Raw genomic sequence first — 10,889 nt, 5'->3', positions numbered from 1 at the left:
TGCGCATCTACACCACGCATCGCCCGGCCTCGCCGGAATATTTGCCGTGAAACAAGGGGTTGACAGCGATCATGAGAGCAGGGTGCTGAAAAACTTCGAGTGCCGCCATTTCGACGCGAAAGCGCGTCAATTTTCAGGGTCTCTCGTCGATCTGGTGAAAAGGCGGCGCACCGGGGTCTGACGAGCGAGGCGAGAAGCGTGCTCCTCAGACCTTTTTCAGCACCCTGGTAGGGTGGGGGACCTCTCCGACGGTCTAGGTCAATCCCGAAGGCCTGCGGTCGCAATCAACGCCGGCATGATGTTCTGCTAGGCGTACGGCCCAGCGAGAGTCTTGCTTAACTGCAGATTTCCGAAGCCTAATTTCGGCAAGAAGCGCGGATACAGTTCAACTGGGTAGCACTTGGCGGTTGGGGCTATTGAGCAACGAATTGGCGCTTATCCGTATCCAGGGCGGCTCTCATTTGCAGTTTCAGCCCAGCTTCCAATGTGCCTCGGTGATGCCGAGTTTGCGGATCCGCGAGTAGAGCGTGGTCTGGCGAAGGCCGAGCAGCTCGGCCGCGCCGCCGGGGCCCGCCACGCGGCCTTCGGTATGTGTCAGGCAGGCGATGAGATTCGCGGTTTCCGCCGCGCGCATCTCCTGGTCGGTCAGGATCCGCCGCGCGGCCTTGCCCGATGGTGCGCCTTGGGGCGATTCCAGCCCCTCGATCCGCAGCTTGCTGCCGGTCGAGACGATCAGCGCGCGCTCGATAACATTTTCCAGCTCGCGAACGTTGCCCGGCCAGTGATAGCTTTCGAGCTGGCGGATCGCGCCGGTGGTGATCGTCGGCTCAGCGCGTTTCGTACGGCGGCAGGCCAGCGACAGGAAATGCGCGGCAAGCAGGGGGATGTCCTCGATCCGTTCCCTGAGGGGGGTGAGCGCGATCGGGAACACGTTCAGGAAGAAATAGAGATCCTCACGGAAGTGCCCTGAAAGGACCTCGCGGGTCAGGTCGCGGGTGGTGCAGGCTATGATGCGGATGTTCACCTTGCGCGCGCGATCATCGCCGACCCGTACGATGCTCTGATCGCGCAGGGCGTTCAGCAGCCGCCCTTGGAATTCCATCGGCAGGTCAGAGACCTCTTCGAGAAACAGAGTACCGCCGTTGGCAAGTTCGAGCCGGCCCGCCTTGTCGGTGCCGCGCCCGTTGACGCGCACCTGACCGAAAAGTTCGCGGTCGATGTTTTCGGGAAGGGCAGCGCAGTTCAGCCGGATCATCGATCGGTGCCGCCTATCCGAGGCCCGGTGCAGGGCGTCGGCGATCAGCGACTTGCCGGTTCCGCTCTCGCCGGTGATCAAGACGTTGGCATCGGTCGGTGCCACGAGTTCCAGCTGCTTCAGCGTGCGCTGGGTGGCGGGAGCCTGCCCCACCACGTCGTAGTAGGAACGGGCCGAGCTGATCTCTTCCTGCAGGTAGGCGTTTTCCTGCTCCAGCCGGTCGCGCAGCGCATCGACCTCGGCCATCGCCTCGCGCAGGCGACGCTCGTTCTCCTTGCGCTCCGAGATGTCGCGGAAGATCACCACCGCGCCCGCCAACACCTGCCCGTCGTAGATCGGTGTGGAGACATATTCGACCTGGAGGGGCCGCCCGTCCTTGCGCCAGAAAACCTCGTCCTCGACGCGGCTGACGCGCTCGTTGCGGAAGGAATGGTAGATCGGGCAGTCGCGGTGGTCGTAGTGATCGCCATTCAGGTGGCGGTGGTGAATGATCGCATGGGTGTCGTGGCCCAGCAGGTCCTCGGCCGACCAACCCAGCATCTCCTGCGCGGCCCGGTTGACGAAGGTGGTCTGCCCGTCGGCATTGATCCCGTAGATTCCTTCGCCTGCGGCATCCAGGATCAGCTGGTTGTGGCGCTCGAGTTCGGAAAAGAAGCTCTGCGTACGTTTCCACTCCAGCAGGCCCGAGCGGTGGAGGTTTCCGGCTTCGGTCATGTTCTGCCGCGCCTGCTGTTCGTCGAGCGAGATCAGCGCAATGAGCAGCCGCACACCGTCGGCCCCGTCAAAATAGGTTCCGGCCAGTTCGCAGGGATGGGGATCGCCCGCAGGGAGGCGCAGTGAGAAGGCGCGGGTCCAGTGGTGGCCGAAATGCTGCACCGCATCGGCGAAGACCACGAGGTCCCCGGCATTCCCCTCGATGCAGCTGAGGAAGGCGTCGCCGACGAGCGGCCGACCGAGAAGCCTTTGCGCGTCGGGGTTCGCGGCGCAGATCCGGTCTGAACCGGGATCAACCGAAACTGCCGGCCAGGGCCAGTAGCCGAGGATCGAATCGGAAGAGAAATCTTTCATGTACCGACGATACCGCAACGCAGAAAAAGAGATACGAAAATTCGTAAATTACGAAAATTCATAAAATTTCCAACCGAAAGTGAAATGGATTATCCATTAAAATATACGTTTATGTAAATATTCAATCGGGCGAATTGAGTGTTACCAGGCTCAGCCACTTCCGTATCATCGAGGTATGACACACGGCCAACCTCAATAGGCCGGGCACCAGCACGGGAGATGAAACGAATGAAGAGTCTGGGCAATCCCTTCGACCACAAATCAGACCTCCGCCACGGGGCCGGGTGCAGCTGCTCCGCCTGCGGCACCTCGGCGGGCAGCACCGAAACGCCCGAGAGTTCCGACGCGATGCTTGAACGCGCGGTCGAAAGCGCCGTGGTCCGCTCCATGTTCGGCCAGAGCGAACTGAACCGCCGGTCGTTCATGGGCATGGTCGGAGGCACCACCTTCGCCGCGGCGCTTGCCTCGGTCTTCCCGATCGACAAGGCCAAGGCGGCCATTCTCGACACGCTCGGCACCCCCGAGAAGACGGATCTCAACATCGGTTTCGTTCCGATCACTTGCGCGACGCCGATCATCATGGCGCAACCGCTCGGCTTCTACGAGAAATACGGGTTGAATGCGCAGGTCATCAAGACCGCCGGCTGGGCGGTGGCGCGCGATAAGTCGCTGGCCGGCGAGTATGACGCCAGCCACATGCTGACCCCGATGCCGCTGGCGATGACGCTGGGCGCGGGCTCGACCGCCAGCCCCTACATCATGCCCGCTGTCGAGAACATCAACGGCCAGGCGATCGTCCTGCACAACGACCACAAGGACAAGCGCGATCCCAAGCAGTGGAAGGGGTTCACCTTCGGCGTGCCGTTCGAATACTCGATGCACAACTTTCTGCTGCGCTATTACGTGGCCGAGCACGGGCTCGACCCGGATGTCGACATCCAGATCCGCGTCGTGCCGCCGCCCGAGATGGTCGCCAACCTCAGCGCTGGCAACCTCGACGGCTACCTCTCGCCTGACCCGTTCAACCAGCGCGCGGTCTGGGAGGGCATCGGCTTCATCCACACGCTCACCAAGGAGATTTGGGAGGGTCACCCCTGCTGCGCATTCGCTGCGCCGTTGTCCTTCGCGCAGGAATTGCCCAACACCTACGGGGCGCTGCTGAAGTCCATCATCGACGCGACGCAATACGCCCGCGATCCGGGGAACCGCAAGGAAATCGCCGAGGCGATCAGCCCCACAAACTACCTCAACCAACCGGTTCCCGTGGTCGAGCAAGTGCTGACCGGCACCTACGCGGATGGACTGGGAGAGGTCATGCAGGTGCCCGACCGCATCGACTTCGACCCCTTCCCCTGGCACTCGATGGGCGTCTGGATTCTGACGCAGATGAAGCGCTGGGGCTATATCGAGGGCGACGTGGACTACCGGCAGGTGGCCGAGCAGGTCTACCTGGCCGCCGACTGCAAGAAGATCATGAACGATCTCGGTTACGAGGCGCCGGACGTCACCTACACGTCGCACACGATCATGGGCAAGACTTTCGATCCGGCGGATCCGGAAGGCTACGTGAAATCCTTTGCCATCGGCAAAGGCTGACGCATGGTGCTCTCTCTGAACCAAAAGGCGGTGCTCCTTTCGCTCCTCCTCCTGGTGGTCGGCCTCCTCGTATGGGAGGCCGCCATTCCCGCCCAGAAACCGTTGTCCGAGATGACCGAATACGAGCGGCTTACCGGCGGCGGTGCGCAGAAGGCCGGTGTGCCCCCGCCGAGCCAGGTCATCGCCAAGGCTTGGGAACAGCTGTCGAACCCGTTTTATGACGCGGGTCCGAACGACAAGGGCATCGGCATCCAGATCGGCTACTCGATCTACCGCGTGCTGACTGGCTACCTCCTCGCCGCGCTCGTCGCCCTGCCGCTGGGGTTTCTCATCGGGATGTCCCCGGTGGCCTACAGGGCGCTCAACCCGTTCATACAGGTGCTGAGGCCGATCTCGCCGCTGGCCTGGATGCCCTTGGCGCTGTTCATCATCCAGGACAGCGAGGCCTCGGCCATCTTCGTGATCTTCATCTGCTCGATCTGGCCGATGCTGATCAACACGGCTTTCGGCGTGGCCGGGGTCCGCTCGGATTGGGTGAATGTGGCTCGGACGCATGAGCTGAGCGCGCTCCGGACCGCCTTCACGGTGATCCTGCCGGCCGCCGCGCCGACGATCATCACGGGCATGCGCATCTCGATCGGGATCGCTTGGCTGGTGATCGTCGCGGCCGAGATGCTCGTGGGTGGAACCGGCATCGGCTACTATGTCTGGAACGAGTGGAACAACCTCGATCTGACCTCCGTCATCTTCTCGATCCTCATGATCGGCATCGTTGGTATGTTGCTGGATTCAGCCTTCGGACTGCTCCAGCGGGCGGTGACCTATGCAGAATGATCTCGGCCAGCGCGGCGACAGGCGCACCCGCATTTGCCCAAACATTGCGAGGCAGACGACATGACCAAACCGTTTCTCTCGGTAGAGCGCCTGACCCAGAAGTTCCCGGACGGGAAGGGCGGTGAGACCATCGTTTTCGAGGATGCCACCTTCGGCGTCGAGAAGGGCGAATTCGTCTGCATCCTCGGACACTCCGGCTGCGGCAAGTCCACGATCATGAACATCCTCGCGGGACTGGCGGAGCCGACCTCGGGCGTGGTGAAGATGGACGGGTTCGAGGTTTCAGGCCCCAGCCTCGACCGAGGCGTCGTGTTCCAGAACTATTCTCTGCTGCCCTGGCTTTCGGCATTGAGCAACGTCACCTTCGGCGTTCGGGCGCGTCATCCGGAGTGGAGCAAGGCACAGGTCGCCGAGCATTCGACGAAATACCTCGCAATGGTGGGGCTGGAGGGCGATGCGATCCACCGCAAGCCGGCGCAGCTTTCGGGCGGGATGCGGCAGCGCGTCTCGATCGCGCGGGCCTTTGCCAACCACCCCAAGCTGCTCCTGCTCGACGAGCCTTTCGGAGCGCTCGATGCGCTCACGCGGGGCACGATCCAGGACGAGCTGCTGAAGATCTGGGGTGGCACCCAGCAGACGGTGTTCATGATCACCCATGACATCGACGAGGCTATCCTGCTAGCGGACCGCATCCTGTTAATGACGAACGGTCCGCGCGCCCGCGTCGCGGAGTCTGTCGAGATCACCATCCCGCGGCCCCGCAACCGCACCGATATCGTCGAGCATCCGAACTACTACGCGATCCGCAACCATCTCGTGCAGTTCCTGGGGCGTCGCTCGAAAGAGCTGGCCGGTCAAGCCTCGGGCGGTGGGCCGCAATCGCCCGAGACGGTGCGGATCGACCTTTCCGGAGACGCCCCGGACAGCAAGCCCGAAGACAACCCGATGCTGCGCGCCGCAGCCCAATGAAGACCGCGGCCCGCGCGCCGCACTATCCAAGGAAAGACCCATGAAAGACAGTTTCGAGGTTCCCAAGATGATGACCAAGGAAGACGTCACCATGATGATCCTCTCGGCCAAGAAGCAGGCCGGGATCACCTGGGAGGAAATCGCGGACAAGATCGGCATGTCGCCGGTCTGGACCCATTCCGCCTGCATGGGCATGAACGCCATGCCGGCCGACAAGGCCGCAGCGTTGGTCACGGCGCTGTCGCTTCCGCAGGAGGCCGCGGGCGTGCTCGCCGAGAGCCCGACGAAGGTCTGGGAGCAGACCGTGCCGACCGACCCCTGCATCTACCGCCTCTATGAGATCGTCGGTGTCTACGGCCCCACGATCAAGGCGCTGATCCACGAGAAGTTCGGAGACGGCATCATGTCCGCGATCGACTTCGACATGTCGGTGACCCGCGTTCCCAACCCCAAGGGAGATCGCGTCAAGATCGAGATGTCGGGAAAGTATCTCGGCTACAATTCCTGGTAAGTACCCTTTCGGGGCGGGGCCCCTATCGCTCCGTCCCGCGTTCTCTTCGGAGGAAGACCATGTCTCGCCCGCCCTTGCCGCCCTTCACCAAGGAAACCGCGCATCAGAAGGTCCGCATGGCCGAGGATGCCTGGAACACGCGCGACCCGGACCGCGTGGTTCTCGCCTATACCGAGGACAGCAGGTGGCGGAACCGGTCGGACTTCCTGCAGGGCCGCAGCGAGATCCACGCCTTCCTGACGCGGAAATGGCAGAAGGAATGCGAGTACCGACTGGTGAAGTCTCTTTGGGCGTTCTCCGGCAGCCGCATCGCGGTGCGCTTCGTCTATGAATGGCACGACGCCGGGGGGCACTGGTTCCGCTCCCATGGCAACGAGAACTGGCTGTTCTCGGAGGATGGGCTCATGGCCGAGCGACACGCTTCGATCAACGATGTACCGCTGGCGTCTTCCGCCGACCGGCTCCTGCTCTGGCCCCAGGGGCCGAGGCCGGAAGAGATCTGCGTGCCGGCCGGCCTTTTCTGACCCGGACGCTTTCCTTTAGAGCAGAGTTTTTGCGCCACCCAACAGATTCCTTGATCGAACCAAGGCTCTGGTCGCCCTCGTCGCTGCACATCACAACCCCACCCTGAATGCCTTCGCGCAGCGACTGCGCAACGCCGGAAAACCGCACAAGGTCATCAGCACGCTCGCGCCTAGGGGACAGGGTCCGCTTGCAGGGCGCGGGCGATCTGCTGGGCGAATTTCGCCGAGGCGACGGGCAGGGTGCGCCCGCGCATCTGGCCGAGCAGCAGCAGCCCGGGCTCGATGTCGTCTCGATGGATCGGGCGCACCACCAGGCCGGAGCCGGAAACGGCGGGAATGCCGATGGGGATTTGGAAGCCGATGATCTGTTCGTAGAGCGCATACTGGCGCATCAGCTCGAAGCTGTCGGCCTCGACCACCGGGCGCAGCGACAGCGACCGCCCGTGGGTCGCCTGCTCGAGCAGGTGGCGCACGCCGTATTCCGGCGAGGGGATGATGTGACGCTCGGCGAGGCAGTCGCGCAGTCGCAGCTCCTCGCGCCCGGCCAGCGGATGGGTCTCGGAGAGCACGGCGCAGACCGGCTGCTCGGTGGCCTGGATCACCTCGAAATCCACTAGGTGGACCGGCTCGAAGACCAGCGCGAGGTCGGTGGCGAAGGTGCTGAGCTCGTGCTCGGCCTGGGCGCGGTCGCGGATGCGGATCGAGAAGGTGACGCCAGGGTGCTCGGCGCGGTAGCGCGCAACCTCGCGGGGCAGGAAGACCGGGTTCAGCGCCTGCGAGCAGGCAATGGAGACGTGGCCCCGCCGCTCGCCGCTCAGGTCGGCGATGAGGCTGCGTATGCGAGCCAGATCGCCGACCTGAGCCTGGATATGCTGCATCAGCAGCTCGCCCGCCGGGTTCAGCCGCACGCCGCGTGGCAGGCGTTCGAAGATCGGTGCACCGAACTCCTCCTCGAAGCTCTGGATGCGTCGGTTGAGGGCGGAACTGGTGATGTTCATGTCTTCGGCGGCGCGGCGGATAGAACCGGCGCGGGCTACGTCGCGGATCATTAGGAGGGTGACGAGATGGCGCATGGGGCTCTACTGCTGCAAATTTTGCATCGGATCGCTGAAATCATAGCAGTGGAAATCAGCACTGCACAGCGGCACGATGCGCGCAGAAGGTCTGGCCCTGCACGTCGCAGAGTCCGGCCGGAATGTTGCTGAAACCCTGCGCCCCTTGCGGAGACGCCGAGACTCATGCGCGAATTTGTGAACAATTTGCATGCGCTTGCGCTTGCGCGTGCGGAGACCCGGCCGGGTCGCGCGCCTCTCGTTGCGAGAGCTCGCAGAGGCAGGCGCGCAATCGAGGCGCGTATTGCGCCGTCAGGGATCGAGGCTGACGTGGGCCGAGACGATGCGCCAGCCCTCCGGTCGGCGCATCCAGACCTGGCTCTGCGCGCCGTGCCGCCCCGATCCGAGGCGGCGGTATTCGCAGGTGGCAGTTCCGAAGTCGGCGGAGAAGGCGGTGATACGCACCTCGCTCAGCTCGCGCGCGATGTCCGACACGTCGCGGGCCTTGCGGAAGCTGGCGATCTGGGCGTGGCCGTAGAGACCGCCGCCGGGCGCCAACCGCACGGCGCGCGGGTCCTCCCAGAAGAAGCCGGTCAGGCGCTCGACATCATTGGCCCCGAGCGCGGCCTCATAGGCCTCGAACTCCGCACGGATCTCCCTCTCCACGGACGCCCTGTCGAAATCCTCCATCGCTTCGGCCCCTCGCCTGTACCGGTGCCGCGCCGGGCCCCCGTCAGAAAGGAATGCCAAAAATGAACAAGGTGCAACTGGCCGCGGACCCGGCTCCGCTGATTTTCGACCGGGACCGGGCCGCGCTGATCGTCATCGACATGCAGCGCGACTTTCTCGAGCCGGGCGGTTTCGGGGAAACGCTGGGCAACGACGTCTCGCTGCTGCAGGCGGCGGTTGGACCCTGCGGACGGGCGCTCGAGGCCGCGCGGGCCTCGGGCATGCTGGTCATCCACACGCGCGAGGGCCATCGGCCCGACCTTTCGGACGCGCCGCCCGCGAAGATCCAGCGCGGCGTGCCGAGCAGGCGCATCGGCGATCCCGGCCCGATGGGCCGCATCCTCGTGCGCGGAGAGCCGGGGCATGACATCGTGGCCGAGCTCGCCCCGCTGGCGGGCGAGGTGGTGCTCGACAAGCCGGGGAAGGGGGCCTTCCACCAGACCGACCTCGCGCAAATCCTCGGCAACAACGGCATCGACACGTTGATCGTCTGCGGCGTCACCACCGAGGTCTGCGTGCACACCACCATCCGCGAAGGCAATGACCGGGGCTACCGCTGTGTGGCCCTCGGCGACGCCTGCGCCTCCTACTTTCCCGAGTTCCACCGCGTCGGCCTCGAGATGATCAAGGCCCAAGGCGGGATCTTTGGCTGGGTCAGCGACGCCGCGAGCTTCGCGAACGCAATAACCGCCGGTGAACAGGCGGCCTGAGACGACCCGGCGGGCAGGAGCATCGACGGGAATCTTCCGACAGGAGAGAGACAATATGGACAAAACGACAGTGAAGCTCTGGACCCCGGGCGACTGGAACGCCCTCTTCGGTCTGGGAACCAACGTGCTGGTCAACCTGCTGGTGATGACCGGCCTGCTGAAATACGTGGTCGGCCTGCCCGACGAGCTGACCTTCGGGCGCATCCTGCCCGCGGTCGGGCTGATGCTGTTCCTTGGAAACATGTACTATGCCTGGATGGGGCTGCGGCTGGCGAAGAAGGAGGGGCGGGCGGATGTCTGCGCCCTGCCTTCGGGTCCCTCGGTGCCGCACATGTTCATCGTGGTCTTCGTGATCATGCTGCCGATCCTCGGTCAGACCGGCGATCCGGTGAAGGCCTGGGAGGCCGGGCTCGCCTGGGTTTTCCTGCAGGGCTTCATCCTGATCGGCGGGTCGTTCCTCGCCCCGATGATCCGCCGGATCACGCCGCGCGCGGCGCTGCTCGGCACGCTGGCGGGCGTCTCCATCGCCTTCATCGCGATGCGCCCGGCGACCGAGATTTTCATGACCTCGATCATCGGTCTCACCTGCCTTGCCATCATCCTCGTCAGCTGGTTCGGCGGGGTGAAATACCCGCGCGGCATACCGGCGGGGCTTGTCGCCATCATCGTCGGCATGCTCATCGCCTGGGGCGCGGCGGCGCTGCGTATGCCCGAAATCGGCGGCATGAACGCGGGCGCGCTGGCGGAGAGCCTTTCGCATTTCGGCTTCTCGATCCCGATCCCGGCCATTGACCACGTGTTCTCGGGTTTCGAGTTCCTCGGTTTCATCCTCGTGACCGCGATCCCCTTCGGTGTCTATGACCTCGTCGAGGCGATGGACAACGTGGAGAGCGCCGAGGCGGCCGGCGACGTCTATTCGACCACCGAGGCGATCTCGGCCGAGGGGATGATCTCGCTGATCGGCACGGTGCTGGGTTCGCCCTTCGCCAACGCCGTCTACATCGGCCATCCCGGCTGGAAGGCCATGGGAGGTCGGATCGGCTATTCCGCCGCGACGGGGGTCTTCGTGCTGGTCCTGGCGTGGTTCGGGGTCCTCGCGGTCTTCCTCAACCTCGTGCCGGTGGTGGCGATCGCGCCGATCCTACTTTACATCGGGATGCTGATCGGTGCGCAGGCCTTCCAGACTTCGCCGATGAAACACGCGCCGGCAATCATCCTCGGCATGGTGCCGCACCTTGCCGCCTGGGCGAAGACGCTGATCGACGGCGCGCTCGGTGCCGCCGGGGCGCAGGTCACGCCGGAGCTGGTGGCGGGCATGGCGCAGAACGGCGTGCTCTACCAGGGCCTCGGCGTGCTCGGCAGCGGTGCGATCCTCACCGGGCTGGTGCTGGCGGCCATCGGGGTCTTCGTGATCGAGCGCAACTTCACCTGGGCGGCGGCCTTTGCCGGGGCGGGGGCGGTGCTGACCTTCTTCGGCTTCATGCACGGGCCCGAGGTCGGTTTCGGCGTGACGCCGGGCGTGGCACTGGCCTACGCGGTGGTGGCGGTCTTCCTCTATCTCTGCCCGAAACTGGAGGCGAAGGACACGTCGGCGGACGGTGTCGAGCCCGCCGCCGAAGCGCAACCGGCCGAATGACCGGG

General features: G+C 64.5%; 11 protein-coding genes. 8 read left to right on the top strand and 3 right to left on the bottom strand.

The window, feature by feature from the left end:
* On the top strand, nt 1-181 hold a 181-nt coding region (locus IQ782_RS29995; protein WP_240989575.1), incomplete at its 5' end, for a hypothetical protein.
* Between the two features lie 288 nt (nt 182-469).
* On the opposite strand, the gene IQ782_RS25475 is transcribed toward IQ782_RS29995, so the two are convergent.
* Nucleotides 470-2,323 (bottom strand): sigma 54-interacting transcriptional regulator, encoded by a 1,854-nt coding sequence (locus tag IQ782_RS25475; RefSeq protein WP_194137484.1) that lies wholly within the window; start codon nt 2,321-2,323, stop codon nt 470-472.
* Nucleotides 2,324-2,551: 228 nt separating this feature from the next.
* On the opposite strand from IQ782_RS25475, the gene IQ782_RS25470 reads away from it, so the two are divergent.
* The 5 genes from IQ782_RS25470 to IQ782_RS25450 all read left to right on the top strand — a co-directional run bounded on the left by IQ782_RS25470 (nt 2,552) and on the right by IQ782_RS25450 (nt 6,757).
* Entirely contained in the window at nt 2,552-3,919 is a 1,368-nt protein-coding gene (locus IQ782_RS25470; RefSeq protein ID WP_194137483.1) for a CmpA/NrtA family ABC transporter substrate-binding protein, read from the top strand.
* Nucleotides 3,920-4,030: 111 nt separating this feature from the next.
* Nucleotides 4,031-4,753: a nitrate ABC transporter permease gene (ntrB, locus tag IQ782_RS25465; RefSeq protein ID WP_240989574.1), complete on the top strand. Its 723-nt coding sequence runs from the start codon at nt 4,031-4,033 to the stop codon at nt 4,751-4,753.
* A gap of 60 nt (nt 4,754-4,813) precedes the next feature.
* Entirely contained in the window at nt 4,814-5,722 is a 909-nt protein-coding gene (locus IQ782_RS25460; RefSeq protein WP_194137481.1) for an ABC transporter ATP-binding protein, read from the top strand.
* 40 nt (nt 5,723-5,762) lie between these two features.
* Nucleotides 5,763-6,233 carry a cyanase gene (cynS, locus tag IQ782_RS25455; protein WP_240989573.1) on the top strand — a complete coding sequence of 157 codons (471 nt, stop codon included), beginning with the start codon at nt 5,763-5,765 and terminating at the stop codon, nt 6,231-6,233.
* Between the two features lie 59 nt (nt 6,234-6,292).
* Nucleotides 6,293-6,757: a nuclear transport factor 2 family protein gene (locus IQ782_RS25450; RefSeq protein ID WP_194137480.1), complete on the top strand. Its 465-nt coding sequence runs from the start codon at nt 6,293-6,295 to the stop codon at nt 6,755-6,757.
* Between the two features lie 170 nt (nt 6,758-6,927).
* Here IQ782_RS25450 and IQ782_RS25445 read toward each other — a convergent pair whose 3' ends face one another.
* A complete protein-coding gene (locus tag IQ782_RS25445) occupies nt 6,928-7,830 on the bottom strand; it encodes a LysR family transcriptional regulator (RefSeq protein ID WP_194137479.1) in 903 nt (300 codons plus the stop codon).
* A 291-nt stretch (nt 7,831-8,121) separates the two neighbouring features.
* A complete protein-coding gene (locus IQ782_RS25440; RefSeq protein WP_194137478.1) occupies nt 8,122-8,499 on the bottom strand; it encodes an AtzH-like domain-containing protein in 378 nt (125 codons plus the stop codon).
* A 62-nt stretch (nt 8,500-8,561) separates the two neighbouring features.
* Between IQ782_RS25440 and IQ782_RS25435 the strand changes: the two genes are divergently transcribed.
* Together IQ782_RS25435 and IQ782_RS25430 are read left to right on the top strand one after the other, a co-directional pair.
* Complete coding sequence (locus IQ782_RS25435) at nt 8,562-9,248, top strand: cysteine hydrolase family protein (protein ID WP_194137477.1); 687 nt, start codon at nt 8,562-8,564, stop codon at nt 9,246-9,248.
* A gap of 55 nt (nt 9,249-9,303) precedes the next feature.
* The gene (locus tag IQ782_RS25430) at nt 9,304-10,884 is read left to right on the top strand and encodes a regulator (RefSeq protein WP_194137476.1); all 1,581 of its coding nucleotides are present in this window, start codon (nt 9,304-9,306) and stop codon (nt 10,882-10,884) included.
* The last annotated feature ends 5 nt before the right edge of the window (nt 10,885-10,889 follow it).

The sequence above is a fragment of the Salipiger mangrovisoli genome (genome assembly GCF_015223355.1).
GTDB classification, from domain to species: Bacteria; Pseudomonadota; Alphaproteobacteria; order Rhodobacterales; family Rhodobacteraceae; genus Salipiger; species Salipiger mangrovisoli.
The sequence above is the reverse complement of the archived record's forward strand: the minus strand, read 5'-3'. Positions and strand labels throughout refer to the sequence as shown.

Bases quoted from the DNA above. Each gene is read 5' to 3' on its own strand.
- IQ782_RS25440 (WP_194137478.1), bottom strand. From the start codon at position 8,499: ATGGAGGATTTCGACAGGGCGTCCGTGGAGAGGGAGATCCGTGCGGAG.
- IQ782_RS25475 (WP_194137484.1), bottom strand. From the start codon at position 2,323: ATGAAAGATTTCTCTTCCGATTCGATCCTCGGCTACTGGCCCTGGCCG.
- IQ782_RS25470 (WP_194137483.1), top strand. From the start codon at position 2,552: ATGAAGAGTCTGGGCAATCCCTTCGACCACAAATCAGACCTCCGCCAC.
- IQ782_RS25435 (WP_194137477.1), top strand. From the start codon at position 8,562: ATGAACAAGGTGCAACTGGCCGCGGACCCGGCTCCGCTGATTTTCGAC.
- IQ782_RS25450 (WP_194137480.1), top strand. From the start codon at position 6,293: ATGTCTCGCCCGCCCTTGCCGCCCTTCACCAAGGAAACCGCGCATCAG.
- IQ782_RS25460 (WP_194137481.1), top strand. From the start codon at position 4,814: ATGACCAAACCGTTTCTCTCGGTAGAGCGCCTGACCCAGAAGTTCCCG.
- IQ782_RS25445 (WP_194137479.1), bottom strand. From the start codon at position 7,830: ATGCGCCATCTCGTCACCCTCCTAATGATCCGCGACGTAGCCCGCGCC.
- cynS (WP_240989573.1), top strand. From the start codon at position 5,763: ATGAAAGACAGTTTCGAGGTTCCCAAGATGATGACCAAGGAAGACGTC.
- ntrB (WP_240989574.1), top strand. From the start codon at position 4,031: ATGACCGAATACGAGCGGCTTACCGGCGGCGGTGCGCAGAAGGCCGGT.
- IQ782_RS25430 (WP_194137476.1), top strand. From the start codon at position 9,304: ATGGACAAAACGACAGTGAAGCTCTGGACCCCGGGCGACTGGAACGCC.